Source organism: Alsobacter metallidurans, assembly GCF_014636935.1.
Taxonomy (GTDB): Bacteria; Pseudomonadota; Alphaproteobacteria; order Rhizobiales; family Beijerinckiaceae; genus Alsobacter; species Alsobacter metallidurans.
Genome location: NZ_BMES01000002.1, coordinates 1,312,348 through 1,339,003 on the forward strand (window position 1 = coordinate 1,312,348; position 26,656 = coordinate 1,339,003).

Genomic DNA, 26,656 nt, shown 5'->3' on the forward strand with positions numbered 1-26,656 from the left:
TCAGAAAATCGCCGACGCGCTCGCGATGATGGCGAACAGGAAGCCAAGGCTCAGCACCGTCCCGACCAGGCCGAAGCAGAGGCCGGCGATCACCACGACGCCATCGCGCTCGACAAGGCCCAGGCCAACCAGCACCACCGCGATCCCGAGCGGAATCTGACCGATGATCGGGGCGGCGAACACAAGCGCCAGCGCGAAGGCAAGCAACGCCGCCCCGACAAGTCGGAAAGCGACCGCGCGCTCAAAGAACGACAGGCGTGGCCGGGCGAAGCGTTCCAGCTTCCGCAACCACGGTACGGCGCGATCCACCGCCTTGCGGAGGTCGTGCAGCGCAATGGTGCGCGCCAGCAACCGATTCGGCAGCCACGGCGACGGCTGGCCGAGAATGATCTGCACCGCGACTGAGAGCAGCAGCAATCCGCATAACAGCGGAATGGGCGGCGGCATCGGCAGGCAGTTGGGCAGGCCAAGCACAACGATCAGCAGCGCATAGGCGCGCTCACCCAACACGTCCACGATGGCGCGCACGGGCACGCGATCGGTCCTGGCGTCCTCGACCAGCCGCACCAGAATATCGGACGTGCGTGACGTGCCTTGCCGCATGACGCCTTCGAGGGAGGGGCGGCCAGGGTCCGGCCGGGCGTCTGCATAGCGCAGGCCCGGCTCCCGGCCAAGCGCGGATAAGTCGTGGTCCAGCGGCGGGGCTCGCTCCGCGCGTCGGCCGAACCGGAGCACCCGGTCTGCCCAAGTGCTCATTCCAAACCGCTCATCGCCGGTTAGCCGATACGCAACGCATGAACCAACTCTCTCGGGCCGCAGCCCCGTATGCCCGCACCAACGCCTCTAATGTGGCGAATGCAGGGAGTGCACTTCTACAGCGCAGCCGACGCGCGGGCGAGATCTTGTCGCACCGCATGCGCGGCTGCCTGCAGCGCCGGATCGTCACGCCTTCTCGGGCGCGCGGCTTGGATCGGCTGCGACACGCGCAACGTTCCGGGCGAACCACCCAGCGCGACGATCCGATCGGCGAGGTAAACCGCCTCCTCGATGTCATGAGTAACGAACAGCACTGTCTTTCCGGTGCGGTCGCGGATGCGCAGCAACTCGTCCTGCAAGCCCTCGCGCGTCATCGCGTCCAACGCGCTGAAAGGTTCGTCCATCAGCAGCACCTCGGGATCCACCGCCAGCGCGCGAGCGAGCGAAACGCGCTGGCGCTGGCCTCCCGAAAGCTCATGGGGAAAGCGGTCCGCGTAGGCGGCGAGGCCCACCAGCGAAAGCGCATCGGCGGCCTTCTTCAGCCGCTCGTTCTTGGGCAGGCTGGAGCGCTCCAGCCCGAACGCCACGTTGTCGAGCACGCGTCGCCAGGGCAGCAGGCGCCCATCCTGAAACACCAGCGCGACCGGGAGCACGGCGCCCGGCGCACCCGGCGCGACCCGCACGGTCCCGGCGCTCGGCCTGGCGAGCCCGGCGATGACGCGCAGCAGCGTCGACTTGCCGACGCCGGACGGCCCCACGATGGCGAGGAACTCGCCCCTGCCGACCGTAAGATCAAGGCCGCGCAGCACCTCGGTCCGGCGCCCGCCACGATCAAAGGCGAGACTGATGCCGGAAAGCTCGATCACGCTTTCCATGCGAGCACCCGGTTCTGCACGAGCACGAAAACGGTGTCGATCAGCCCATAGAGCCCCGCCATCGTGATCATGTAGACCACCACGATGTCGGTCGCGAGCAGGCTGGAAGCCTGCATCATGCGCTGGCCAAGGCCCGTGACGCCAAAGAGCTCCGCCGCCACCACGGCCATCCAGGCCTGCCCAAGCGCAGTGCGCAGCCCGGCCAGGATGCCGGGCGCCGCCGCCGGAAGGACGATCTTGACCAGCTTGGCCGGGGCTGAGCGGTAGCCATAGGCTTCCGCCAACTCCATGAGGTCGCGGTCCACCGCCCGCACGGCGGCCAAAGTGGCGAAGTAGCAGATCCAGAACACCCCGACGCCGACGATGAACACCGCCCCGCCGGTCGACACGCCGAACCACAGGATCGCGAACGGCACCCAGGCGAGGCCCGGAATGGGGCGCAGCAGACGGACGATCCAAGCCACCAGCGCCTCGGCCGAGCGGCTGAGCCCCGTGACGATACCGAGGCCCACGCCCAGCACCGCGCCGCTGAGCAGCCCAAGCAGGTAATGCCCCAAGCTGGATTGCACCGAGGCGAGCCAGAACCCCGAGCGAATTTCGCTGATCAGCGCCGCCGGCAGCTGGCTCGGCGCAGGCAGCAGCATGGGCGGCAGCACGCCGGTGCGCACCAACCCCTCCCAGAGCAGCAGAAAAGCCCCGAGGCCAAGAGCCCCGAGGCCGATGGAACGCTGCGCGGTCAACATCACCTTGCGCCAGGCTGGGCCGCCGAGCCGCGCCTCACCCCTGCATCGCCTTCTTGTAGAAGCTGCGGTCGAACAGGCCGTCCAGCGGATATTCCTTGTCGAGCGAGCCGAGTTTCACCTGGTACGCCTGCATCAGCCGGGTCGCGTCCACGATGGCGTCCGGATCGGCCACGAACTTGGAGGACGGCGAGGTCAGCGCCGCCTTGATTGTGGCGGCGTCCACGATCCCCTTGCCAAGCATCGCCTCGATGTGAGGAGCGGCTTTGTCCGGGTTGGTTTTGATCAGCTCGACTGCCTTCACGACGCCATTCACGATCGTTTGCGCAGCGGCAGGGTCGCGGGCCAGGAAGTTGCCTGAGAACGCCACCACGGTGCCGGGCTGGTGCGGGAACATCGCCCCGCCCAGCGCGATGATCTTCATGCGCGGATCGCGCTTGGTCACAATGGTGACGGCCGGCTCGCGGATCGTCGCGCCTTCCACTGCGCCGGTGAGCAACGCCTGCTGAGTGGCGTCGATGCCCATCGGGACGATCTCGGCGTCGGCCTTCTCAGCCTTTGCGACCTCCCAGAGCCAATGCTGCAATGTTGTGTTGGGCACCGACCCCGCCGGCTGGGTCGCAAGCCGCGCCGCCTTGCCGGTGGCCTTGCGGAAGTTGGCGAGGGCCTGGGCGGGCGAAACGCCGTCCTTGAATTCGGCCGCGAGCTTGCCGCCCGCCACCATGGACATTTCCTCGATGGCGGTCGCGGTCACGACCCGCACGTCGACGCCCTTGGCGCGCGCCACCGCGAGCGGGGCGACGCCGGCCACATAAACGTCCAGCGTACCGGACGCGAGGGCCTGGATCATGTTGGGCCCGGATTCAAAGGTGACGAAGCTGAGCTCGAGGCCGGCCGCCTTGCCCCACCCCTCTCCGTTCATCACGATCGCGGGCGCGGCGCCCAGCACCGGGATGATCCCGACCCGGATCGGCGCCGCCGCGAGAGCAGGCCCGGCGCCGAAGCGCGCCAGAGCCGGCATCGCCAGCGCGGCGCCGGCGGCGGTCACGAATGTGCGGCGGTTGATCATCGGGCGCTCCCTGGGTCTGGCGTCTCGTGCCCGCTGATGTAGCGGGTCGGTCGCGCCAAAACAAGGATGTGCACGTGAATTATATCAATTCACATCAAGCTACGTATTTATGTCGGATTGACATGGCCGTTCCTGCCAGCCGGGGAACCTCGTTCCCATCATGCCGCCGCTACTGCAGCAAGTACTCGCCGCTGGCAAGCCGCAGCTCCGCGGGCCTGATCAGCCGCGCATGCGCCACGCGCACCGAGTGGAGGGGGCCTTCCAGCGTGGTGCGCCAGAAAGTCAGGAACTTGTTCAGGGCCGGGAACTTGGGCGCGAGGTCATACTCCTGCCAGACGAAGGTCTGGAGCAACGAGGGATGATCCGGCAGGCAATACAGGATGTGAGCGGTCGTGAGGCCGTAGCCCTGCATCTGCTTGATGAAGTCCGCGTCGGACTGGCGTATCGTCGAACCCATGGCGCCTCCTTCTCTCCAAGGATCGCCGGGGCCCCTCCCCGGCAAACGGAGAACATGTGGACGAACCGAAGGTTCAAGATTCGGGCCGAAATGTAAATTTTACGTTTCTTGTCAGACACTTGGCAGCCATCGCGGGCGACTGCTGACAGAAACCTGCCTGAACGGGTGAGCCATCCGGCCGCCCCATCCGTAAAGGGGCTGACCGCGAGGAAGATGCCCGTGCCCCGCATGCGCCAGAAAGCCGATCTGCCGACGAAAACCTGCCTGGCCTGCGGCCGACCCTTCACCTGGCGCAAGAAGTGGGAGCGCGATTGGGAGGCGGTGAAGTTCTGCTCCGAGCGGTGCAAGCGCGAAAAGCCGGTCGTCCAGCGCTAGGCCGGCGGAGCGACGTCGCGCAGCTTCGCCAGCGCGTCAGGCGTGTCCACGTCCAGCGCCACGGCGATGTCCGAAATCGGCGCCTCGATCACCTGGTCGCGGCGACGCTCCAACAGCTTCTTGGCGCCGGCGTCGCCCGTCAGGGCCGCAATTTCGGGAAACAGCGCCCGCGCGATGACGACCGGGTTGTGCCATTCGCCCCCGTGTACCGGCACGGCCGCAACGCTTCCGGGCGCGGCCTCAAACGCCGCGACCATGCGGCGGATCAGCGGCGCATCAACCAGCGGCATGTCGCCGAGCGCGACCACCACTCCATCAGCCGCCTCGGGAAGCGCCGCGACGCCCGCCTGCAGCGACGTGGACAGCCCATCGGCGTAACGCGGATTACGGACGAATTGCACGCCGAGCCCTTCCAGCGCGGCTTCGACGGCTTCGGCCTGATGGCCCGTCACCACCACCACCGGCGTCGCGCCTGACGCGACAGCGGCCTCCGCGGCGAGACGGACCAGCGGCTTGCCGTCATGCTCCAGAAGCAGCTTGTTGGGCCCGCCCATCCGGGTCGAGCGGCCCGCTGCGAGCACGATGGCGGCGATGCGGTCGAGCGAAGCGGTCATCCGTCCTCCTTCGCCCCGCCGGAGCGCAACATGCCCCGCTGGACGATCTCCATCAACAGCCCGCCAACCCCGAGCGAGGTGATTTCCCGCCGCCCGACCGGCAAGCCGGCAAGCAGACGCTGCAACATCCAGTCGAAGCCATTCTCAGCCGGACTGCGGGCGCAACCCGGGGCCCCAAGCACGGGCCTGCCGGATAACCGCCCAAACAGCAGCAGGTTGCCGGGATCGACCGGCATGCCGAAATGCTCGACCACCCCGCCCGCGGCCTCGATCGCGGCCGGGATCACATCCCGCCGATCCGTGATCGCGGACGCCCCGAATACCAGGATCAGTTCGGCGTCGCTTTGAGCCAGCGTGGTCAACGCCGACGTTAGAGCCCGCGTGTCGTGGTCCACCTCCATGTCGGCCACGACAGGAGCGCCGGCCGGGGCCAGCCGCTCCTCCAAGATGCGCAGCGTTTTACGCACTGTGGAGGCTTTCAGCGTCGGCAGCAGCGTCGAAACAACCCCCACCCTGAGCGGCCGAAACGCCGCAACACGAACGAGCGGCGCCGAGTTGGCGGACGCCAAAGCGCTGTCGAGGTCGCGCTGCGGAACCGCGAAGGGAATGATCTTGACCGTTGCGATCATCTCGCCCGCCTGCACGGGCTTGAAGGCCGGCAGGGTCGCGAGCGTGATCGCCTCGTCGACGCTGTTGAGCCGATCCACGCCCTCGCGGTCGATCACCAGCACGCCGGGGGCTTCGGCGAAGAGGTTGCTCCGCCCGGTGAACGGCTTCTCTACACGAACGCCCACTCCTGAAACGGCTTCGGCAAGCTGCCGGGCCGCCTCATCCTCGCCGACATCGCCGGGCTCGAGCCGCGCGACCACGACCTGTTCCACGCCGGCGGCGCGCAATTGCGCGATCTGGCCTTCGCCCAGCAGCGTTCCCTTTTTGACGACGCCGTCGCTCGTGCGCACCGCATGGACGCAAACCGCGCCCAGCGCCTCGTCGAGCGGCACGGACCCGAACAGCATCCGCTCAGGCCGCCGCCGCGGCGGCCTCTGGCTTGCGGCGCAAGGTGGCTGTGATCTCGCCCATGATCGAGAGCGCGATCTCGGCCGGACTGATCGCGCCGATCGCCAGGCCAATGGGCGCATGGATGCGCGCGATGTCGGCTTCCGTAAAGCCCGCCGCCATGAGTCGTTCCACCCGCCGGGCGTGAGTCTTTCGCGAACCAAGCGCGCCGACATAGAAGCACCGCGACTTCAGGGCATGCACGAGGCCCGGGTCGTCGATCTTGGGATCGTGCGTCAGCGCCACGAAGGCCGTGTAGCGATCCACGCCGAGCTTCGGCAGCACGTCGTCGGGCCATTCGGCATAGACCGGCGCATCCGGGAAACGGTCCGCGGTCGCAAACGCAGTGCGCGGATCCACGATCGCGATATCGTGCCCGAGCAGCCGCGCGATGGGGACAAGCGCCTGGCTGATGTGCACCGCGCCCATGACGACGATGCGCACCGGCGGTGCCTGCACGGTGAGGAACACGTCGCCGGCCGGCGTCTCCGCCATGCCGCTCTTGCCCATGCGCAGCCGCTCGGCCAGTAGGCCTGCCAGCGGATCGGCGGCAAGGTCCGCTTCGCGGACCAGCCGCTGCTCGCCACTGGCGACATCGGTGACCAGCACTGCGGCGCGGCGGGCTTCGCGCTCGGCGTTCAGGGCGGCGAGGATTTCGAGCTTCATGGCCGTCTCCCGTTCAGTTGCGATCCAGCGCCAGGCGCGCGCCGAGCCCTATCAGCACCGCGCCGCCAACCGCCTTCATGACGGCCTGCACACGGCCGGCCTCCTTGATCCGCCGCGTGACCGCGGAAGCGAACAGCACCGTCATCACATCGGCCGACGAGAAGCTGAGATTGACGATAACGCCCAGGATCAGGAACTGCGCCCACACGGGCAGCGATCCCGCCGGGTCCACGAATTGCGGCAGGAAGGCGATAAAGAAGATCGCCACCTTGGGGTTGAGTAGCTCCACCATGACGCTTTCCAGCAGCGCCCGTCGCACGCTCCTGGGCTGCACCGCCGGCGCCTCCACTAAGCCATGGCTCCTGATCATCCCAATGCCGAGCCACACCAGATAGGCCGCGCCGATCAGCTTCACGGCCGCATAGGCCTCCGGGACGTGGGTGAACACGACCGAGAGGCCCAGCGCGGCCGCCAGCACGTGGGCGTAGCAGCCAAGGTGGATGCCGAGCACGGCCATGAACCCGCCGCGACGCCCGCGCGCCACCGTCTGGGCCGCTGTGTAGAGCAGCGCCGGGCCCGGCATGTAGGCGAAAACAGCCGTCGCGATCGCAAAGGCGACGAGCACGTCGAAGGACGCCATCAATCCACCTTCTCGACAAAAACGCGGATGCGCCCACCGCACGAGAGCCCGACCTTCCAGGCCGTCTCGTCCGCGACGCCGAATTCCAGCATGCGCGGCGCGCCGCTCTCGATCACGTCAACGGCCTCCGTCACCACCGCGCCCTCGACGCAGCCGCCCGAGACCGAGCCGAGAAAATTGCCGTCGTTATCGATCACCAGATGGCTCCCCACCGGTCGTGGCGCCGAGCCCCAGGTCTCCACCACGGTCGCGATGGCGACGCCCTTCCCTTCGCGGCGCCAAGCCTCGGCCTTGTTCATGATGTCGTTGTCGGTCGCCAGCATGGTCATTCTCCAACGCTCCTTTTCAAGCGGCCTTGCGCAGCCAACGCCGCGGATCGGCGTCCATGCTGCCTTCGGCGGCCAGCGCCTTCACCAGCGTCTCCATGGACTGGAGATTGTGGATCGGCCGGAACTCGTCCACATGCGGCAGCATGGCGCGAATGCCTTGGGCGCGCGCCTCGAAACCATCGTAGCGCAACAACGGATTGAGCCACACCAGGCGGCGGCACGACCGATGCAACCGGTCCATTTCCGTCGTCAGGTCGGTCACGCCGTCGCGCTCAAGCCCGTCCGTGAAGAACAGCACCACCGCGCCCTGGCCCAGCACACGCCGGGACCACTCACGGTTGAACTGATGCAGACATGTGGCGATGCGCGTGCCGCCTGACCAGTCCTGCACCTGTGCGGAGCACAACGCCAGCGCCTCGTCCGGATCGCGGCTCTTGAGCGCCCGCGTCACATTGGTTAGCCGCGTGCCGAACAGGAAGGTGTACACCCGCCGCCGCGCGTCCGTCATCGCGTGAACGAAGTGCAGAAAAAGGCGCGTGTAGTCCGCCATGGATCCCGAGATGTCGCACAACGCCACCACGGGCGGCGGCCGCGTCGCCTGCTCCATGCGGGCGAGCTCGATGCCCGCCCCGCCGCCGCGCAACGACTGACGCAGCGACCGGCGGAGGTCGATACGCGGCCCGCGGGCGGCGGGGATCATGCGCCGGATCAACGTCCGGTCGTCCGGCAGCCGCAGCGTCGCGATGGCGCGCTGCGCCCGGCCGATCTCCTCGGCGGTCATCTGGGCGAAGTCCTTGCCCTGCAGGATCTCACGTTCCGACACGGTCAGGCGTGCGGAGAACTCCTCCTGCCGCTCCTCCTGCGGCTCAGGCGGCTTGTCCTGCTTCAACAGAGCCTGCGCGGCCCGGAGCGCCGCGGCGTCCGGCTTGCGCTCCTTCTCGTCGCGCGACGGAGGCGTCGCGGGGGACATCGTCGAGATGATCTTCTCGATCAGCGCCCGACGCCGCCAGAAGATGCGGAACGCCTGCTCGAACACGTCCGAGTGCTCGTGCTTTTTCACGAACACGGCATGCAGCGTCCAGTAGAAGTCCGCCCGTGTGCCGATGCGCGCCGTCTCGACGGCGGCCAGCGCGTCCAGCACGGAGCCAGGGCCGACCGGCAACCCCGCCTCCCGCAAGGCGCGCGCGAAGTATGCGATGTTCTCGGCAAGTTTGCCGGTGTCGTCCGGGATCGGGTCGGCGGCGTCCATCGGAACCTTCCCGCGCTTCGTCAGGCCTTGGCGTTCGCCGCGGCCTTCGCCTCGTCCAGGATCGCCTTCACGCGCGAGCCCTGCATTTTTTGAATGTCGTCCTGGTACTTCAGCAGTACGCCCAGCGTATCCGACACAATGGCGGGATCGAGCGCCACGGCGTCGAGCTCCACCAGGGCGGACGCCCAGTCCAGCGTTTCGGCCACGCCCGGCGCCTTGAACAGGTCCTGCGCCCGGATCGCCTGCACGAAGTTGACGATCTCGCGCGACAGCCGCGCCGGCGCCTTGGGGGCCTTGGCCTTCAGGATCTGCAGCTCGCGCTCGGCGTTCGGGTATCCGACCCAATGGTAGAGGCAGCGCCGTTTCAGCGCGTCATGGATCTCGCGGGTGCGGTTCGACGTCACGATCACGATGGGCGGGTGGTCGGCCTTGATCACGCCCAGTTCCGGGATTGTGACCTGGTTGTCGCTCAGCACCTCCAGCAGAAAGGCCTCGAAAGCCTCGTCCGTGCGGTCGAGCTCGTCGATCAGCAGCACGGGCGCGCCGTTCACGTCCGGCGCCAGGGCCTGGAGCAGCGGGCGCTTCACGAGGTAGCGCTCGGAGAACACGTCCTCCTCCAGCCGCCCGCGATCCACGCCGCCCGCCGCCTCCGCCATGCGGATCGCCATCATCTGGCCGGCATAGTTCCACTCATAAACGGCCGAGGAGACGTCGAGCCCCTCGTAGCACTGAAGCCGGATGAGCTTGCGGCCCAGCACGCTGGACAACACCTTGGCGATCTCGGTTTTGCCGACGCCCGCCTCGCCTTCGAGCAGGATGGGACGCCCCATGCGCAGCGCCAGGAAGATCACGGTCGCGAGGGATCGGTCCGCCACATAGGACCCGGCGGAGAGCAGCTTCAGCGTCTCGTCGATAGAAGTGGGAAGCGGGTGGGCCATGCGGGTCGAAATCTCCGTGCGCCGGCGAGACGCACGCAGAACCTAGCGCGCTCACGGCCCGGCGCCACTAGGGCCAAAGAAGGATCGCGTCCGACCGGGGCGCATGGCGCAAGCGAAACAGCGCGGCAATTGCGATGGCCCCCTCTCCCCGGCGGCGGGGTGAGGGCCTTCGCATCTCGGGATCAGCGACCCCTCATCCGGCGCTTCGCGCCACCTTCTCCCCCTGCCGGGGCGAAGGGCGCAATGGCGCGACAGCCGCAGCACGCCCCCTCTCCCCGGCACGGGGAGAGGGCTGGGGTGAGGGCCTCCGAACCCTGCCTTACTTCCCGATCGCGGCCGTCACGGCGCGCTTCGCCATCACGGTGATCAGGTGCGCGCGGTATTCCGGTGAGGCGTGGATGTCGCCATTGATGCCGGTCGCCGGCATCGAGATGCCGTCCAGCGACTTCGGCGAGAAGCGCTTCTTCAGGGCCTCTTCCAGCGCGGTGGCGCGGAACACGCCGTTGGCGCCCGCGCCCGTCACCGCGACACGAATGTCGGAACCGCGCTTGGCCACGAACACGCCCACCATGGCGTAGCGCGAGGCCGGATTGCGGAACTTGGCGTAGGCCGCCTTGGAAACGATCGGGAACGCCACCTTGACGACGACTTCACCCGGCTCAAGCGCGGTCTCGAAGAGGCCGGTGAAGAACTGGTCGGCCGGGACCTTGCGCATGTTGGTGATGATGGTGGCGCCCAGCGCGAGGCAGGCGGCCGGATAATCGGCGGCCGGATCGTTGTTGGCGACCGAGCCTCCGATGGTGCCGCGATTGCGCACCGCCGGATCGCCGATCAGGCCCGCCATGTCGGCGAGGCCCGGGATCGCCTGCCGGACGATCTCGGACGTCGCCACATGGGCGTGCTTGGTCATGGCTCCGATCACGAGCGAGCGGCCCTTCAGCTCGATGCCAGACAGGCCCTCGACCTTGCTGAGGTCGATCAGCGCCGGCGGTGCGGCGAGGCGCTGCTTCATGGTCGGCAGCAGCGTCTGTCCGCCGGCCAGAATCTTGCCATCCTCGTTCTTGGCGAGCAGCGAGGCGGCCTGCCGCACGGTTTTCGGCTGATGGTAGGAAAAGGCGTACATGGGTCGGGTCCCCTTATCATTCGCGTTCTGGAGCCGTTCCCTCATCCTTCGCAAGGCCCAGCAGCGCAGGGCTCCTCAGGAGGGGAACGGGATGGCGGCGTCGCCTGTCCCTCATCCTGAGAAGCGGCCCACAGGGCCTCAAAGGACGAGGGCGGCGACGGCCGCCGTGTTCAATTCATCGCCCGTTCACTCCGCCGCGATGGCGGGCAGCCGGCGCTGCGCCGCCAGCCACACGGCCTGGGGCGTCGCCGGCATGGCGATGTGTTCGTGCCCGAGCGCGTCCGTGATGGCGTTGATCACGGCCGGCGGAGAAGCGATGGCCCCCGCTTCGCCGCAGCCCTTGATGCCAAGCGGGTTGGAGGGGCACGGCGTCGAGGTCGTGCCGACGTCGAAGCTGGGCAGGTCGTCGGCCCGGGGCATGCAGTAGTCCATGTAGGACGCCGTCACGAGCTGCCCGTCGGCGTCGTAATGGACCCCTTCGAACAGCGCCTGGCCGACGCCCTGCGCGATGCCGCCATGCACCTGGCCCTCCACGATCATCGGGTTGATCACGGTGCCGAAGTCGTCCACCGCGGTCCACCGCGCGATCGTGGTCACGCCTGTCTCGGGGTCGATCTCCAGCTCGCAGATGTGGACGCCCGACGGGAAGGTGAAGTTGGTGGGATCGTAGAACGCCCCTTCCTTCAGCCCCGGCTCCAACTCCTGCCCGGAGAACTTGTGCGCGATATAAGCCTGCAAGGCGACCTCGCCGAAAGCGAGCGACTTGTCAGTGCCCGACACGCTGAAGCGTCCGTCCTTGAACTCGATGTCGGCCTCCGAGGCCTCCATTGCGTAGGCGGCCACCTTCTTGCCCTTGGCGATCACCTTGTCGAGCGCCTTGGAGATCGCCGACATGCCGACCGCGCCCGAGCGCGAACCGTAGGTGCCCATGCCGAACTGCACCTTGTCGGTGTCGCCATGCACGATCGCGACCTGGTCGATCGGCACGCCGAGCCTGTCGGACACAAGCTGCGCAAACGTCGTCTCGTGGCCCTGGCCGTGCGAGTGCGAGCCCGTCAGCACCTCGACGGTGCCGACCGGGTTGACACGGACCTCGGCCGATTCCCACAGGCCGACGCCCGCGCCCAGCGACCCCACCGCGGCCGACGGCGCGATGCCGCACGCCTCGATGTAGGCCGAGTAGCCGAGGCCGCGCAGCTTGCCTTTGCGGGCGCTCTCGCGCTTGCGCCGGGCGAAGCCCTTCACGTCGGCCATCTCCATGGCCTTGTCGAGCGAGGCCGTGTAGTCGCCGACGTCATACGCCATGATCACGGGCGTCTGGTGCGGGAACTTGCGGATGAAGTTCTTCTTGCGGAACGCCACCGGGTCCTGCCCCAGCTCGCGCGCCGCGACCTCGACCAGCCGCTCCACCACAAAGGTGGCCTCCGGCCGGCCCGCGCCCCGGTAGGCGTCCACCGGCGCGGTGGTGGTGTAGACGCCCTCGACCTCGGCGTAGATCGCCGGGATGTCGTACTGCCCCGACAGGAGCGGCGCGTAGAGATAAGTCGGCACCGACGACGAGAAGGTGGAAAGGTAGGCCCCCAGGTTGGCCTTCGTTTTCACCCGCAGCCCGAGGATCTTGCCGCGCTCGTCGGTGGCAAGCTCCGCATGCGTGAGGTGGTCGCGCCCATGCGCGTCGGCCAGAAAGGCCTCGGTCCGGTCGCTCACCCACTTCACCGGCCTGCCGACCTTCTTGGCCGCCCAGACGCACACTGTCTCCTCGGCGTAGATGAAGATCTTGGAGCCGAAGCCGCCGCCCACGTCCGGCGCGATCACGCGCAGCTTGTGCTCGGGCGCGATGCCGATAAAGGCCGAGAGCACGAGTCGCGCCACATGCGGGTTCTGGCTCGTGGTGTAGAGCGTGAACTGCTCCTGGCCGCTGTCGTAGTCGCCGATCGCGGCGCGCGGCTCCATCGGATTGGGGGCGAGCCGGTTGTTGACGATGTCGAGCCGCGTCACGTGCTTGGCGCGCGCAAATGCGGCGTCCGTGGCGGCCTTGTCGCCAAGATGCCAGTCATACACGCGGTTGTTGGGCGCGACGTCGTGGATCACGGTCTTGCCCGTGAGCGCCTCGTTCATGTCCACCACGGCGGGCAGCTGGTCGTAGTCGACCATCACCTTCTCGGCCGCGTCGCGGGCCTGCGCGAAGGTCTCGGCGATCACCACCGCCACGTGGTCGCCCACGTAGCGCACCTTGCCGACCGCCAGCGCCGGATGCGCCCCGGCGCTCATCGGCGAGCCGTCCTTGTTGTGGATCATCCAGCCGCAAATCAGGCCGCCGATCTTGTCGGCCTCGAGATCCTGGCCTGTCAGCACCGACACCACGCCTGGCGACGCCAGTGCGGCGCTCGCGTCGACGGACTTGATCACCGCATGGGCGTGGGGTGAGCGCACGAAGGCCGCATAGGTCTGGCCGGGACGATTGATGTCGTCCGTGTACTGCCCCTTGCCGGTGATGAATCGAAAATCTTCCTTACGGCGCACGGGCGCGCCGATGCCGGTGGCTGACATGATGTTCCTCCTCGGGGGCGCCGGCCGATCTTGAATTGGATCAGGGTCCGGGACGGCTTCGGCGCAAATGGGATGGTTCGAAAGAGACGCCCTACTCGGCCGCGGCCTGCATGCCGCCCGCGCCCATCGCCTGGGCCCCGGCTTCCACCGCTTTCACGATGTTGTGGTAGCCCGTGCAGCGGCAGATGTTGCCTTCGAGCTCTTCGCGGATGGTGTGCTCGTCCAGCGTCGAGCCCTTGCGGTTCACGATGTCCACCGCAGTCATGATCATCCCGGGCGTGCAGAAGCCGCACTGAAGGCCGTGATGCTCGCGGAAGGCGGCCTGCATGGGATGCAGCTCGGTTCCGTTGGCGAGCCCCTCGATCGTGGTGACGTGCGAACCCTCGCAGCTCACCGCCAGCATGGTGCAGCTCTTCACGGCCGCGCCGTCGACATGCACCACGCAGGCGCCGCACTGGCTGGTGTCGCAGCCGACATGCGTTCCGGTGAGCCGGAGGTTCTCACGCAGGAACTGCACGAGAAGCGTGCGCGGCTCAACGTTCCCCGAAACGGCCTTGCCGTTCACCGTCATCGAAATCATCGTCATCCAAGTCCTCCACTGGTGCGCCGCCATGGAGCCCGAAGGCCGGGATCGGCGACTCGTTTTTGGCCGCTCGCGCGGCGAACTCATGGTGCGTTGTCGGCGAACACTGAACAGACGGCCGGCCGCGTCCTGCAGCAGGATCGGCCGCTCTGGTGGGCCGCCGTCCAGCTTGGAAGGATTCGAGTTTGGTACGCCCTGAAAACGGGGTCAAGCGGATTGACGGATGAGAAAGATGGGCCAAATCCGCGCGTTTTGACGCAAGTTTTCGAGGTGGGCAAAGGCTCGACCGACAAGGCTACGCTTGGCCGTGTGCTCCCATGCCGGCTTCGCCACAGTGGAGCGGAGGCTTAGGCCGCCTGCGGCTCCACCGCCTTGGCGAAATTCGCGAAGAACTCGTCCGCCATCTTCTTGGCGACGCCATTGATCAACCGGCCGCCAAGTTGGGCGAGCTTGCCGCCGATCTGCGCTTCAACATCATAGGTGAGCTTCGTACCGCCTTCGGCGTCCTCCAGCTTCACCACTGCGCCGCCTTTGGCGAAGCCCGCCACGCCGCCCTCGCCTTCGCCCGTGATGCGGTAGCCGTTCGGCGGGTCGATGTCGGACAGCGTGACCTTGCCCTTGAAGGTGGCGCTCACCGGGCCGACCTTGACCTTGGCAACCGCCGCGAAGCCGTTGTCGCCCGTCGTCTCCAGGCTTTGGCAGCCCGGGATGCAGGCGCGCAGGACGTCGGGATCGTTGAGCTTGGCCCACACGGTCGCCTTGTCGGCGGGCAGCACGAAATCGCCGGACATGGTCATGGCCATGGGTCGTTCTCCTCCAAAACACACTTGAAATGCGCGAGGCCGGCGCGGGAGGCTTGCGCCTCGTCCCTCCGGCCCTGCTACAGTCGACCGATCAGACCATGTCCCGCGCGCCGCCGCAACGCGCCGGGATCGCCCCGAACGCAGGTGAGGCATGCTCACGCTCACGCCAGAACAACAGGCCGCCGCCGCCGGCGAACACGGGCGTGGTTCCGCGATCGCGATGCGCATCGTCGCCGAGGCCGCCCGGCTGATGGGCGCGCCGCGCCTCATCCCGGTTGCGTCCGCCCATATCGACGGCGCGCTCTACCATGGCGACTCCGGCACCCTGTTCGCCGAGGCGCTGGTCGATGGCGGCGCCTCCGTGCAGGTGGAGGCGACCCTGAACGTCGGAGCGCTGGACCTCGTCGGCTGCTCCCGGGTTCGCCTGCAGCCGCACGAGCGCGAGATGGCCAAGCGCATGATGCGCGCCTACGAGGCGTTGGGCTGTTCGCCGACCTGGACCTGCGCGCCCTACCAGGCCGGTCATCGCCCTGCCGTCGGCTCCGATGTCGCCTGGGGCGAATCCAACGCCGTGGTATTCTGCAATTCGGTGCTGGGCGCCAGAACCAACCGGTATGGCGACTTCCTCGACATCGCCTGCGCGATCGCGGGCGTCGCGCCCGACTACGGGCTGCACCGGCCGGAAAATCGCCGCGCCGCCGTGGTGGTGGACGTGTCTGGCCTATCGCCGAAGTTGCGCGCATCCGAGGCGTTCTGGCCCGTGTTCGGCACCTGGTACGGCCTGACGCTCGGCTCCGAGATCGGCGTCGTGACCGGGCTGGAGGGCCTGGCGACCGAGGACCGCCTGAAAGCGATGGGCGCGGCATCGGCCTCCTCGGGCGGCGTCGGCCTGTTCCACGTCGCGGGCGTGACGCCAGAGGCGCCCGACCTCGCGACGGCCTGCGGCGGCGCGGATGGCCTCGCGCAGTGCAAGCGCATCGTCGTGACCGGCCCGATGATGCGCGCCGCCAGCGCCCGCCTGTCCACCGCCGAGGGCGACGCCGTCGACGCTATCGCGATCGGCAGTCCCCACCTGTCGGCTGACGAGGTCGCGGAACTCGACCGGCTGCTCGATGGCCGTCGCGTCGCGGTGCCGTTCTACGCCTGCACGGGCCGGCACGTGATCCGCGCCATCGAGGCGGACGGCAGCCGCGCCCGGCTGGAGCGGCAGGGGATCACCTTCGTGGCCGACACCTGCGTTGTGGTGACGCCGATCCTGGAGCGAACCGACGGCGTGTTGATGACCAATTCGGGCAAGTTCGCCCATTACGCGCCCGGCAATACGGGCCTCGCGGTGCAATATGGCGCGTTGGCCGACTGCGTCGAGAGCGCGGTCGCGGGCCGCCTCGTCCGGGAGGAGAGACTGTGGAGCTGACCGCCGACATCCTGCTGCCGGGCGACGGTGCCGACAACGCCGTGGTGGAAGGCGACGTGCTCGCCCTCACGGCCCCGATCAGCTTCTGGGGCGGAGTCGATCCGAAAACCGGCACGATCATTGACGCGCGCCACCCCGAGCGCGGCCAAAACATCGCCGGACGCGTGCTGGCCTTGCCGGGCACGATCGGCTCGTCCTCGGCGTCGGCCGTGCTGCTGGAACTCGTTCACGCCGGCCGGGCTCCGGCCGCGATCCTGATGCCGGAGCCGGACGCCATTCTGCTGCTCGGCCTCGTGGTGGCGCGCGAGATGGGCTGGGCGATCCCGCCGGCGCTGCGCGTCTCGGCGCAGGACCAACGCGGCCTCGCGGGTCAGCAGGTCGAGATCGAGGGCGGGATGATCCGGTCGCGAACGGCCGCCTGATCTTAGACGTCGTGATAGCGGCGGTGGACGTAGACGAGGCTCGGCTCCGCGCCGCCCAGGCGCACGGCCGTGACCTCGCCGATCAGCACGTGGTGGGTGGCGACGTCCTTCACCTCGACGAGGCGGCAATCGAACGACGTCAGCGCGTCCAGGAGCAGCGGCGCGCCGGTCTCGAACACGCCCCACTGTCCGCGCTCGAAGCGCGCCTCCCCGTGCAGGCCGGTGCGGCCGGCGAAATCCTCGGCCAGCGCCCGGTGCTCGGCCGCCAGCGTATTCACGCAGAACACCCCGTTGGCGATGAGCCGCGCCGCCGACCCGCTCGCGCGATTGAGGCAGACCAGCAACGTCGGCGGCCGATCAGAGATCGACGCTACCGCGGTGGCGGTGAAGCCGGCGCGGCCGGCCGGGCCATCCGTCGTAACGATGTTCACCGCGGCGGCGAGCCGGCTCATGCCCTCGCGGTAGACGAGCGATTGTTCTTCAGACACCGGGGAGCCCTCGCCCATGGCTGCGCCCGGGCCTGCCGCGGCAAGGCCGCCGAGTGTGGAGACGCGCAGGGGAAGGGTCATGGGGGAATTCGCTCCGCAAGAGGCCAAGATAGGGCCCGGAGCCCAGACAGGCAATGCAAGGGCCAGCGGGCCCGGTTCGGGGGGCGTCCGTTTCGCGCCAGAATGGGGCGGCCGACCTGACAAGCGTCAAAGTTCGGCGAGCGCGAGCTTCAATCCGTCCCGAACATGGGCGATCAGGGCGTCGGAAGCCGCGGCGGCTCCGGTCGCGTCCTGCGCCCCGATCGCCGCCGCCACCGCCTCGTGCAGGCGCGAAGACGCCGCGAGATCCTGCTCGCGCCGGAAGTAATACCAACCGCGCCGCGCCATGCTCTGCAGCGGCGCCAGGGCGCGCTGGGCGAACGGGTTGGCGCCCGCATCGCCGAGCAGCCCGTCGAAACGCTGGTCCGCCCGCATATAGGCGGCGGCGTCTCCCCCGCGGGCGGCCGCCGTCATCTCGGCCGCGATGGCGGCGAGTTGATCGCGCTGCGTCTTCGTGGCGCGCCGCGCCGCCGCAACGGCGACGACCCGCTCCAGCGCTGCGCGCGCGTCCAGCGCCAGCAGCACGTCGAGCGGGTTGATGGCCGCCACCGCCATGCCCTTGCGCGGAAACACCACCAGCAACCCATCGGCCACAAGCCGCTGCACCGCCTCGCGCACCGGCGTGCGACCCAGATTGAGCCTCGCCGCCAGGTCCTGCTCGGTGAGCCGCAGCCCGGGCGCGAGCGCCAGGCGCACAATCTCGTCCTCGATCAGCCGGTAGGCGCGATCCGCGAGGGTTTCGCCCGGATGCGGCGACAAGACGCCGCCACGCCCGGCTTCCAGGTTGGTCGGCTCGGTGCTGATCGTTTGGTCCACCCTCGACACCTCTCCAGAGCCGCAGCCCGCTTAGTCTGGGCAGGGCTCTTCCTCCCTTTTCCGCCGGCGCATGGCGCGCCCATCCGGAGCGACCGGAGATGACGGTGGGAAGATCCGCCCCTAGACTCGGCTCCCACAAAGACCGCGTTGACGCTCACGCGACAGTGATATATTACAGATATACCAACCACAGCACAACAGGAGATGGCGAGATGAGCAGCCAGAAGTGGGCCGGGGTCTTCCCCGCCGTGACCACCAAGTTCACCGCTGACGACCGTCTCGACATCGCCGAGATGGAGCGCTGCTTCAAGCTGCAGCTCGACGCGGGCGTGCATGGCCTGATCGTGTGCGGCTCGCTGGGCGAAGCCTCCACGCTTGAGCCGGCCGAGAAGGTCGAAGTCCTGAACACCGCCATCCGGGTCGCGGGCGGTTCCGTGCCGGTGCTGCTGACAGTCGTGGAAGGCTCCACCCGCCGCGCCCAGGCACTTGCGGAAGCCGGCGCCAAGGCCGGCGCGGACGGCTTCATGATCCTGCCGGGCGTGCCCTACAAGTCCGACGCCCGCGAGACGATGGCCCACTACCGCGCGGTCGCGAAGTCCGGCGGCAAGCCGGTGATGATCTACAACAACCCGGTCAGCTACGGCGTCGACATCACGCCCGCGATGCTGGGCGAACTCGCCGCCGACCCGCTCTTCGTCGCCGTCAAGGAGTCCTCCGACGACGTGCGCCGCGTCACCCAGATCTTCAACGCCGTGGGCGACCGCTTCCAGGTCTTCACGGGCGTCGACAACCTGGCGCTGGAAAGCCTCGCAGTGGGCGCCGTCGGCTGGGTCGCGGGCCTCGTCTGCGCTTTCCCTGCCGAGACGGTCGCGATCTACGACCTGATGCGCCAGGGCCGCCTCGCCGAGGCGGTGGCGATTTACCGCTGGTTCCAGCCGCTGCTCGACCTCGACGTGTCGTCCAAGCTCGTCCAGAACATCAAGCTCGTCGAGGCGCTGGCCACCAACTCCAACGACCGCTGCCGCGCCCCGCGCCTGCCCCTGGTCGGCGAGGAGCGCGCCCGCGTGGAAGCCATCGTCGCCAAGGCGCTGGCCAACCGCCCGCAGCTCCCGGCCGCCAAGATCGCGGCGGAATAACGCTGGGCCGGCCCCCTCATCCGACCTCGCTGCTTTCGGCCACCTTCTCCCCGTCGCCGGGGAGAAGGGAAGAGCCGCGCCGCACCCGCGAAGTGCCCCCTCTCCCCGGGACGGGGAGAGGGTTGGGGTGAGGGTCTTCGTACAAGATAACCGAGAGCGCGCATGAAGATCACCATCGTCGGAGCCGGGCTCGTCGGTCTCGCCAGCGCACATGCGTTGGCGGCCGAGGGGCATCGCGTCACGGTGATCGACCGGGAGGGTCCGGCGGCGGGCGCCTCGCAGGGCAACGCCGGTTGGCTGGCGCATACCGATATCGACCCCATTGCGTCTCCCAAGATGCTGCGGCGCGTGCCGAAGTTCCTGCTCGATCCGCTTGGGCCGCTGGCGATCCGGCCGAGCTACCTGATCCCGATTTTACCGTGGTTGGCGCGGCTGGTCTGGGCCTCCCGGCCGGAGAACCTCGCCCGCTCGGTCGAGGCGCTGGTTTCACTCCAGAAGCTTGCGATGCCGGCCTGGACCAGGCTTTCCGGCGGGCTCGGGCTCGGCAAGCTGATCCACCGTCGCGGCGGGCTCTTCGTGTTCGACGACGAAGCCGCCTTCAGGCGCGCCAAAGGGCATTTCGCCAAGCAACGCGCGCTTGGCATCGCGTGCGACCTGCTCGACGCCGCCGAGCTGCGCCAGTTGGAGCCTGCGCTGAGCGACCAGATCGTCGCGGCCGCGTTTTTCCCCGACGCCGCCCATGTGAGCGACCCGCGCCAAGTCACGCAGGCGCTGTTCGACGCCGCGATGGCGCGAGACATTCACTTCGAGAAGGCCGACATCCGCGCGGTCGAGCCCGGCCCGCCCGTCCGCCTCGTCATGCGGTCGGGCGACACATTGACGGCGGACAGGGTCGTGATCGCGGCCGGGGCCTGGTCCAGGCCCCTCGCCGCCTCGCTGGGCGACGTTGTGCCGCTCGACACCGAGCGCGGCTACAATGTGAGCTTCCCGGGCGTCACGGGCCTGCTGTCCCGCCCGGTGTCGTTCGACGGCCAGGGCTTCGTCGCCACGCCACTCGACAGCGGATTGCGCGTCGGCGGCGCGGTGGAGCTCGGCGGGCTGGCGCTGCCGCCCAACCATGCCCGCACCCGCGCGCTCTACGCCAAGGCGACCCGCTACATCCGCGACATGCCGCCCTTCGAGAGCGGGTCCACCTGGATGGGGTTTCGCCCGTCCATCCCGGATTCCCTCCCGGTGATCGGCCCGGCGCGCGCTGCCCCGGACGTGATCTACGCGTTCGGCCACGGGCATTACGGCCTGACGCAATCGGCCGTCACCGGCGCGCTGGTCGCCGACCTCATTGCCGGTCGCTCGCCCCCGATCGACCTTGCGCGCTTCAGCCCGCAGCGGTTTTGATGGAAACAGCCGCGGCGCGGGCGTCCTTCTCCTCCTGGGAGAAGGCCACCGCCACTTCAAGTTGACTCATAAGCACCACACCCGGAACCAACCCCATGGCGACCCACACGTTTTTCTGCGTCGACGGCCATACTTGCGGCAACCCGGTGCGGCTGGTGGCCGGCGGCGGGCCGCGGCTGGAGGGGCGCACCATGGTGGAGAAGCGCGCCCACTTCCTGGCGGAGTTCGACTGGATCCGTACTGGCCTGATGTTCGAGCCGCGCGGCCACGACATGATGTCGGGCGCGATTCTCTACCCGCCGACGCGTGAGGATTGCGACATCGCCTTCCTGTTCATCGAGACCTCCGGCTGCCTGCCGATGTGCGGGCACGGGACCATCGGGACCGTCACGATGGCGCTGGAGCGCGGGCTGGTTTCCCCGCGTGAGCCCGGCATTCTGCGCATCGACACCCCTGCCGGCCTCGTGGAGGCGCGATACGAGCAGAACGGGCAATATGTGGACAGTGTCCGCATCACCAACGTGCCGTCCTTCCTCCACTCCCGGCAGATCGCCGCCGAAGTCGAAGGGCTGGGCGAAATCGTCGCCGACGTGGCCTATGGCGGGAATTTCTACGCCATCGTTGAGCCGCAGAAGAACTTCCCGGGCCTCGAACATGTCGATCCCTCCGACATCCTGCGCTGGAGCCCGAGAGTGCGGACAGCCTTCAGGGCGAAATACGACTTCGTGCATCCCGAGAACCCCGCCATCAACGGCCTGTCGCACGTGCTTTGGACCGGGACGCCCACCGTGCCGGGAGCGCATGCCAAGAACGCCGTGTTCTATGGCGACAAGGCGATCGACCGGTCACCCTGCGGGACCGGCACCTCGGCCCGCATGGCCCAATGGGCCGCGCTCGGCCGCCTGAAAGTCGGCGACGAGTTCGTGCACGAATCGATCATCGGCACCCTGTTCAAGGGGCGCGTCGAGAAAGCGGTCCGGATGGGCGACTACGACGCCATCGTGCCGTCCATCGAGGGTTGGGCCCGCATGACCGGCTACAACACCATCTTCATTGACGATCGCGACCCGCTCGCGCACGGCTTTCAGGTGAAGGATCGCGGCTGACATATCAGCCCAGCGCGATCCGCATGGGGGCCTCCCGCCTTGCATCGACTTGCGAGATTCCCGCCATACGGGTGCTCGCGCGCATGAATTCGTCTTCAAAGCCGCTATTGGCCGCGTTTTCTGCTTTTTGTCGGGATTGTGACCGCTGATCATTGTCGCCAAGCAGGGGCCTTGGTAAGACTTTGGTGAGAGTTAGCCTGGTCCGGGCATGCGCCTTGCTTGCCGGACCGAGCCGCCCTCTACGGCGCCGTCAGAGCGCGGGAGGGCGAAAGAGGGGAGTGGCGTTTCATCATGGAAGTTTTCCTGCAGCAGCTCATCAATGGGCTGACGCTGGGGTCCATCTACGGCCTGATCGCAATCGGCTACACGATGGTTTTCGGCATCATCGGCATGGTGAATTTTGCCCATGGCGACGTGTTCATGGTCGGCGGCTTCATCGCCCTCATCCTCTTCATGGTCTTCACGGCCTGGCTCGGCGTGGCCGTGGTGCCCGCGCTGGTGCTGGTGCTGCTGCTCGGCATGGTGCTGACGGGCCTCTGGAACTGGACGATCGAGCGCGTCGCCTACCGGCCCCTGCGCGGCTCCTTCCGCCTCGCCCCGCTGATCTCGGCGATCGGCATGTCGATCTTCCTGTCCAACCTCGTGCAGGTCATCCAGGGCCCGCGCAACAAGCCGCTGCCCCCGATGATCCAGGGCAACTTCGTGCTCATGGGCGAAGGCTCCACCACGGTGGTTCTGGCCTACAAGCAGATCGTCATCATGGTCGTGACCGTGGTGCTGCTCGCCGTGTTCTGGTGGCTGGTGCAGAAGACGCCTCTTGGCCGCGCCCAGCGCGCCTGCGAGCAGGACCGCAAGATGGCGGCGCTGCTGGGCGTTGACGTCGACCGCACCATCTCGATCACCTTCGTGATCGGGGCGGCCTTGGCGGCCGTCGCGGGCGTCATGTACCTCATGTACTACGGCGTAGTGAACTTCTCGGACGGCTTCGTTCCGGGCGTGAAGGCCTTCACGGCAGCGGTGCTGGGCGGCATCGGCTCCTTGCCGGGCGCGGTGATAGGCGGCCTCCTCATCGGCCTCATCGAGACCATGTGGTCGGCCTATTTCACCATTGACTACAAGGACGTGGCGGCGTTCTCGATCCTCGCCATCACGCTGATCTTCCTGCCGACCGGCCTGCTGGGCCGGCCCGAAGTCGAGAAGGTCTGAGACCATGGCCGCCACACTCGACGCACAGGTTCCCGTCCGCCCCGCGGCCGGCGCCCTCCTGTCCCGCGCCGTCCGCGAAGGCGGCTTCGCGGCGCTGATTACGCTGGGGCTCTCCTTCCCGATCCTCGCGCTGCGCACCGAGCAGAACATGGCCAACGAGCTCGTGCTCGTGCCGCGTTGGAGCTGGGTGGCGCTGCTCTGCATCGCGGTGTTCATCGCCCGCTTCGTGCAGATCTACTTCGACAACAAGCTCACCCGCACGCTGCTGGTGCTGGGGTGCTTCACCCTGCTCGGCGGGCTCGGGCGCGCCGTGAACGCGGCCTTCGACGGCTTCGCCGCCACCGTGTTCACCATCGGCCTTCTTCTGCTGATCGCCGGCATGGTTTGGGAGCGCCGGGTGGAGACCGCCGGCGTCACGACGCCGCTTTCCCCGGCCGCCAAGGCGCGCTGGGCGGTGGTCACCCGCTACGCCGGCCCGGTGGCGCTGGGTTTCCTGGCCGTCTACCCGATGGCCATGCTGGCGCTTGCGGGCCCCGGCGGGTCCATCAAGTGGATCGACAATTTCGGCATCCAGATCCTCATCTACGTGATGCTGGGATGGGGCCTGAACATCGTGGTGGGCCTCGCCGGCCTGCTCGATCTCGGCTACGTCGCCTTCTACGCGGTCGGCGCCTACAGCTACGCGCTAATCGCCACCAAGGTGATCCCCGAGACCTTCCCGGCGCTCGGCGTCTGGGCCTTCTGGGTCTGCCTGCCGATCTCGGGCCTGCTGGCCGCCCTCTGGGGCATCATCCTCGGTTTCCCGGTGCTGCGCTTGCGGGGCGACTATCTCGCCATCGTGACGCTGGCCTTCGGCGAAATCATCCGCCTCGTGCTGATCAATTGGGTCGACTTCTCCAACGGCTATGCGGGCCTCTCCACCATCCCGCGGCCGAGCTTCTTCGGCATTCCGTTCAACGCGTCCGATACGGGCTTTGCGGCCGTGTTTGGGCTGGAGTTCAGCCCAATCTACCGAACGATCTTCCTCTACTACGTCATCTTCGCGCTCGCTCTGCTCACCGCTTACGTGACGCTGCGGCTGCGCAAGCTGCCGGTGGGCCGCGCCTGGGAGGCGCTGCGCGAGGATGAGATCGCGTGCCGGTCGCTCGGCATCAACACCACCAACACCAAGCTCACCGCCTTCGCGATCGGGGCGATGTTCGGCGGCTTCGCGGGCTGCTTCTTCGCCGCTCGCCAGGGCTTCATCAGCCCGGAGAGCTTCACCTTCATCGAATCCGCCCAGGTGCTCGCCATCGTGGTGCTGGGCGGCGCCGGCAGCCTCGTCGGCGTCGTGGTCTCGTCCATCGCGCTGGTCGGCGGCTTCGAGATCCTACGCGAGCTGGAATTCCTGAAGCAGATCTTCGGTGAGAGCTTCGACCCGGCCCAGTACCGGACGCTGCTGTTCGGCCTCGCGATGGTCGTCATCATGCTGTGGAAGCCGCGCGGCCTCGTCTCGACACGCGAGCCGACCGCCTTCCTGAAGGAGCGCAAGACGGTGTCGAGTTCGCTCGTGAAGGAGGGTCACGGCTGATGTCGTCCGCCATCGCTTCCCCCTCCCCGGCCGTGTCGGCGGCCCCGCTGCTCCAGGTCGACCACCTCACCATGCGCTTCGGCGGGCTCGTGGCGATCAACGACCTCTCCTTTGTGGCCCGCCGCGGCGAGATCACGGCCCTGATCGGTCCCAACGGCGCCGGCAAGACCACCGTGTTCAACTGCATCACGGGCTTCTACAAGCCGACCGAGGGCATGATCACCCTCACGCATCCGAGCGGGGCCGATTTCCTGCTCGAGCGCCTGCCGGACTTCCGCATCAACTGGAAGGCCAAGGTCGCCCGCACCTTCCAGAATATCCGCCTGTTCCAAGGCATGACGGTGCTCGAGAACCTCCTGGTTGCTCAGCACAACCCGCTGATGATCGCCTCCGGGATGACCATCCTGGGCGTGCTCGGGATCGGCGGCTACAAGGCGCGTGAAAAGGAAGCGATTGAGCGCGCCAAGTACTGGCTCGACAAGATCGACCTCACCGACCGCGCCGATGACGCCGCCGGCGAGCTGCCCTACGGCGCCCAGCGCCGGCTCGAGATCGCCCGCGCGATGTGCACCGACCCGGTGCTGCTGTGCCTGGACGAGCCGGCCGCCGGCCTCAACCCGCGCGAGAGCCTGGAGCTCAACACGCTCCTGCGCTCGATCCGCACTGACCATGACACCTCCGTGCTGCTGATCGAGCACGACATGTCGGTGGTGATGCAGATCTCCGACCACGTTGTGGTGCTGGATTACGGCACCAAGATCGCGGACGGGGCGCCCAAGGACATCCAGAACGATCCCAAAGTCATCGCCGCCTATCTGGGCGTCGAGGACGAGGAGGTCGAAGAGGTCGAGGCCGAGGTCGAGACCGTCGCCGAACAGGTGGTTGCGGAGCAGACCCGATGAGCGCCCTCGCGACCGACGCTCCCGCCGCCATCATTGCGCCCGGCCAGCCCTTGCTGACCGTGCGCGGGGTGAAGACCTACTACGGCAACATCATCGCGCTGAAAGGCGTGGACCTCGACGTCAACCAGGGCGAGATCGTCACGATCATCGGCGCCAACGGGGCCGGCAAGTCGACCCTGATGATGACGGTGTTCGGCTCGCCGCGAGCGCGCGAGGGCCGCATCACCTTCGCGGGGACGGACATCACCCAGATGCCGACGCACGAGATCGCGCGCCTGCGGATCTCGCAGTCACCCGAAGGCCGGCGCGTCTTCCCGCGCATGACCGTCTACGAAAACCTGCAGATGGGCGCGTCGATCAACAACTTCGCGCATTTCGACGAAGACCTCGCGCGCATGTTCACGCTGTTCCCGCGACTCAAGGAGCGCGTGGACCAGCGTGGCGGCACGCTGTCGGGCGGCGAACAGCAGATGCTCGCCATCGCGCGCGCCCTGATGGCCCGGCCGAAGCTGCTGCTGCTGGACGAGCCTTCGCTTGGCCTCGCACCCTTGATCGTGAAGCAGATCTTCGACGCCATCCGCGAGCTCAACCGCTCGGAAGGCCTTACCGTCTTCCTGGTGGAGCAGAACGCCTACCATGCGCTGAAGCTCGCGCATCGCGGCTACGTCATGGTCAACGGCGTCATCACGATGTCGGGCACCGGGCGGGCGCTGCTCGCCGACCCACAGGTGCGCGCCGCCTATCTCGAAGGCGGCCACCACTAGCCCCGCACGATGGTCGAGCGAGCCGCCGCGCTGCGCTCGACCCCGCCCTAGCTCCGAGGAAACCATGCAAGGCGTTCTTTACGAGGAAAGCTCCATCGGCCTGTTCCTCCTGGTGTCGGTGATCATGGGAGGCGCGGCCGCCTGGGCGTCGGGCAAGTCCATCGCGCAGACCTGGCGTCCGGCCTGGATGGTGGTCCCCTACATGCTGATCCTCGGCATGGCGGTCCGCTTCATCCACTTCGCGCTGTTCGAGGGCACGCTGCTGTCCGGGCACTATTACGTGGTCGACACCATCCTGCTGCTGATCGCCGGCGGCCTTGGCTTTCGCTACAAGCGCACCCAGCAGATGACGACCCAGTATCGCTGGCTCTACGAGAAGACCGGGCCTTTCAGCTGGCGCGAGCGCAGCGCCGCAAACGCCTGAAAATCGCTCGAAAATTGGCTGGCGAAGGCTTTGCTTTTCGGATGACACCCACTGGAAAAGGCGCAATGATCCGCCACCCACGTGCGGAGTT

29 protein-coding genes are annotated in these 26,656 nt (G+C 67.9%); 11 read left to right on the forward strand and 18 right to left on the reverse strand.

All coding sequences use genetic code 11. The features are described 5' to 3' along the window. The 5 genes from IEV99_RS16585 to IEV99_RS16605 all read right to left on the reverse strand — a co-directional run bounded on the left by IEV99_RS16585 (window position 1) and on the right by IEV99_RS16605 (window position 3,897). Window positions 1–603, reverse strand: coding sequence for an exopolysaccharide biosynthesis protein (locus IEV99_RS16585; RefSeq protein WP_188519705.1), 603 nt, complete (start codon window positions 601–603; stop codon window positions 1–3). 269 nt (window positions 604–872) lie between these two features. Then, complete coding sequence (locus IEV99_RS16590) at window positions 873–1,631, reverse strand: ABC transporter ATP-binding protein (RefSeq protein WP_188518849.1); 759 nt, start codon at window positions 1,629–1,631, stop codon at window positions 873–875. Then, window positions 1,619–2,371, reverse strand: coding sequence for an ABC transporter permease (locus IEV99_RS16595; protein WP_188519706.1), 753 nt, complete (start codon window positions 2,369–2,371; stop codon window positions 1,619–1,621). The genes IEV99_RS16590 and IEV99_RS16595 overlap by 13 nt, the downstream gene beginning before the upstream one ends. A 37-nt stretch (window positions 2,372–2,408) precedes the next feature. Next, window positions 2,409–3,440 (reverse strand): ABC transporter substrate-binding protein, encoded by a 1,032-nt coding sequence (locus IEV99_RS16600; RefSeq protein WP_188518850.1) that lies wholly within the window; start codon window positions 3,438–3,440, stop codon window positions 2,409–2,411. 169 nt (window positions 3,441–3,609) lie between these two features. Further along, complete coding sequence (locus IEV99_RS16605) at window positions 3,610–3,897, reverse strand: usg protein (RefSeq protein ID WP_188518851.1); 288 nt, start codon at window positions 3,895–3,897, stop codon at window positions 3,610–3,612. Window positions 3,898–4,116: 219 nt separating this feature from the next. Here IEV99_RS16605 and IEV99_RS16610 point away from each other — a divergent pair, with 219 nt between their 5' ends. Further along, window positions 4,117–4,272 (forward strand): DUF2256 domain-containing protein, encoded by a 156-nt coding sequence (locus IEV99_RS16610; RefSeq protein WP_188518852.1) that lies wholly within the window; start codon window positions 4,117–4,119, stop codon window positions 4,270–4,272. Here the strand turns inward: IEV99_RS16610 and IEV99_RS23995 are convergent. The 11 genes from IEV99_RS23995 to IEV99_RS16660 all read right to left on the reverse strand — a co-directional run bounded on the left by IEV99_RS23995 (window position 4,269) and on the right by IEV99_RS16660 (window position 14,823). Beyond that, on the reverse strand, window positions 4,269–4,886 hold the full coding sequence (locus IEV99_RS23995; RefSeq protein ID WP_371875796.1) for a nucleotidyltransferase family protein: 618 nt from the start codon (window positions 4,884–4,886) through the stop codon (window positions 4,269–4,271). The two genes, IEV99_RS16610 and IEV99_RS23995, sit on opposite strands and share 4 nt — an antisense overlap. After that, the gene (locus IEV99_RS24000) at window positions 4,883–5,902 is read right to left on the reverse strand and encodes a molybdopterin-binding protein (protein ID WP_371875797.1); all 1,020 of its coding nucleotides are present in this window, start codon (window positions 5,900–5,902) and stop codon (window positions 4,883–4,885) included. Before IEV99_RS24000 ends, IEV99_RS23995 begins: the two co-directional genes overlap by 4 nt. A 4-nt stretch (window positions 5,903–5,906) precedes the next feature. Further along, window positions 5,907–6,608 carry an XdhC family protein gene (locus tag IEV99_RS16620; protein WP_188518853.1) on the reverse strand — a complete coding sequence of 234 codons (702 nt, stop codon included), beginning with the start codon at window positions 6,606–6,608 and terminating at the stop codon, window positions 5,907–5,909. A gap of 13 nt (window positions 6,609–6,621) precedes the next feature. Then, window positions 6,622–7,248 carry a LysE family translocator gene (locus IEV99_RS16625; RefSeq protein WP_188518854.1) on the reverse strand — a complete coding sequence of 209 codons (627 nt, stop codon included), beginning with the start codon at window positions 7,246–7,248 and terminating at the stop codon, window positions 6,622–6,624. Continuing rightward, window positions 7,248–7,571 (reverse strand): XdhC family protein, encoded by a 324-nt coding sequence (locus IEV99_RS16630; RefSeq protein WP_188519707.1) that lies wholly within the window; start codon window positions 7,569–7,571, stop codon window positions 7,248–7,250. Before IEV99_RS16630 ends, IEV99_RS16625 begins: the two co-directional genes overlap by 1 nt. 22 nt (window positions 7,572–7,593) lie before the next feature. Further along, window positions 7,594–8,826 carry a vWA domain-containing protein gene (locus IEV99_RS16635; RefSeq protein ID WP_188518855.1) on the reverse strand — a complete coding sequence of 411 codons (1,233 nt, stop codon included), beginning with the start codon at window positions 8,824–8,826 and terminating at the stop codon, window positions 7,594–7,596. Window positions 8,827–8,846: 20 nt separating this feature from the next. Then, window positions 8,847–9,764 carry an AAA family ATPase gene (locus tag IEV99_RS16640; protein WP_188518856.1) on the reverse strand — a complete coding sequence of 306 codons (918 nt, stop codon included), beginning with the start codon at window positions 9,762–9,764 and terminating at the stop codon, window positions 8,847–8,849. 319 nt (window positions 9,765–10,083) lie between these two features. Further along, complete coding sequence (locus IEV99_RS16645) at window positions 10,084–10,887, reverse strand: FAD binding domain-containing protein (RefSeq protein WP_188518857.1); 804 nt, start codon at window positions 10,885–10,887, stop codon at window positions 10,084–10,086. 186 nt (window positions 10,888–11,073) lie between these two features. Beyond that, complete coding sequence (locus tag IEV99_RS16650) at window positions 11,074–13,437, reverse strand: xanthine dehydrogenase family protein molybdopterin-binding subunit (protein WP_188518858.1); 2,364 nt, start codon at window positions 13,435–13,437, stop codon at window positions 11,074–11,076. 91 nt (window positions 13,438–13,528) lie between these two features. After that, complete coding sequence (locus IEV99_RS16655; RefSeq protein ID WP_188518859.1) at window positions 13,529–14,023, reverse strand: (2Fe-2S)-binding protein; 495 nt, start codon at window positions 14,021–14,023, stop codon at window positions 13,529–13,531. A 344-nt stretch (window positions 14,024–14,367) separates the two neighbouring features. Further along, a complete protein-coding gene (locus IEV99_RS16660) occupies window positions 14,368–14,823 on the reverse strand; it encodes an SRPBCC family protein (RefSeq protein ID WP_188518860.1) in 456 nt (151 codons plus the stop codon). 151 nt (window positions 14,824–14,974) lie between these two features. On the opposite strand from IEV99_RS16660, the gene IEV99_RS16665 reads away from it, so the two are divergent. Then, window positions 14,975–16,237 (forward strand): aconitase X, encoded by a 1,263-nt coding sequence (locus IEV99_RS16665; protein WP_188518861.1) that lies wholly within the window; start codon window positions 14,975–14,977, stop codon window positions 16,235–16,237. Next, window positions 16,228–16,659 carry an aconitase X swivel domain-containing protein gene (locus IEV99_RS16670; protein WP_371875798.1) on the forward strand — a complete coding sequence of 144 codons (432 nt, stop codon included), beginning with the start codon at window positions 16,228–16,230 and terminating at the stop codon, window positions 16,657–16,659. Before IEV99_RS16665 ends, IEV99_RS16670 begins: the two co-directional genes overlap by 10 nt. Window positions 16,660–16,661: 2 nt before the next feature. On the opposite strand, the gene IEV99_RS16675 is transcribed toward IEV99_RS16670, so the two are convergent. Beyond that, complete coding sequence (locus tag IEV99_RS16675; protein ID WP_188519709.1) at window positions 16,662–17,165, reverse strand: flavin reductase; 504 nt, start codon at window positions 17,163–17,165, stop codon at window positions 16,662–16,664. Window positions 17,166–17,354: 189 nt separating this feature from the next. After that, a complete protein-coding gene (locus IEV99_RS16680) occupies window positions 17,355–18,062 on the reverse strand; it encodes a GntR family transcriptional regulator (RefSeq protein WP_188518862.1) in 708 nt (235 codons plus the stop codon). 212 nt (window positions 18,063–18,274) lie between these two features. On the opposite strand from IEV99_RS16680, the gene IEV99_RS16685 reads away from it, so the two are divergent. From IEV99_RS16685 to IEV99_RS16720, 8 genes are all read left to right on the forward strand, one after another. Then, window positions 18,275–19,198, forward strand: coding sequence for a dihydrodipicolinate synthase family protein (locus IEV99_RS16685; RefSeq protein WP_188518863.1), 924 nt, complete (start codon window positions 18,275–18,277; stop codon window positions 19,196–19,198). 162 nt (window positions 19,199–19,360) lie between these two features. After that, entirely contained in the window at window positions 19,361–20,593 is a 1,233-nt protein-coding gene (locus tag IEV99_RS16690) for an FAD-binding oxidoreductase (RefSeq protein WP_188518864.1), read from the forward strand. Between the two features lie 95 nt (window positions 20,594–20,688). Then, on the forward strand, window positions 20,689–21,699 hold the full coding sequence (locus IEV99_RS16695) for a 4-hydroxyproline epimerase (protein ID WP_188518865.1): 1,011 nt from the start codon (window positions 20,689–20,691) through the stop codon (window positions 21,697–21,699). Window positions 21,700–21,990: 291 nt separating this feature from the next. After that, on the forward strand, window positions 21,991–22,905 hold the full coding sequence (locus IEV99_RS16700) for a branched-chain amino acid ABC transporter permease (RefSeq protein WP_188518866.1): 915 nt from the start codon (window positions 21,991–21,993) through the stop codon (window positions 22,903–22,905). A gap of 4 nt (window positions 22,906–22,909) precedes the next feature. Next, window positions 22,910–24,475, forward strand: a complete 1,566-nt coding sequence (gene livM, locus IEV99_RS16705) for a high-affinity branched-chain amino acid ABC transporter permease LivM (protein WP_188518867.1) — start codon at window positions 22,910–22,912, stop codon at window positions 24,473–24,475. Beyond that, window positions 24,475–25,377, forward strand: coding sequence for an ABC transporter ATP-binding protein (locus IEV99_RS16710; protein WP_188518868.1), 903 nt, complete (start codon window positions 24,475–24,477; stop codon window positions 25,375–25,377). The genes livM and IEV99_RS16710 overlap by 1 nt, the downstream gene beginning before the upstream one ends. Next, complete coding sequence (locus tag IEV99_RS16715) at window positions 25,374–26,141, forward strand: ABC transporter ATP-binding protein (RefSeq protein WP_188518869.1); 768 nt, start codon at window positions 25,374–25,376, stop codon at window positions 26,139–26,141. The genes IEV99_RS16710 and IEV99_RS16715 overlap by 4 nt, the downstream gene beginning before the upstream one ends. Window positions 26,142–26,205: 64 nt before the next feature. Then, window positions 26,206–26,565, forward strand: coding sequence for a DUF6867 family protein (locus IEV99_RS16720; RefSeq protein WP_188518870.1), 360 nt, complete (start codon window positions 26,206–26,208; stop codon window positions 26,563–26,565). The last annotated feature ends 91 nt before the right edge of the window (window positions 26,566–26,656 follow it).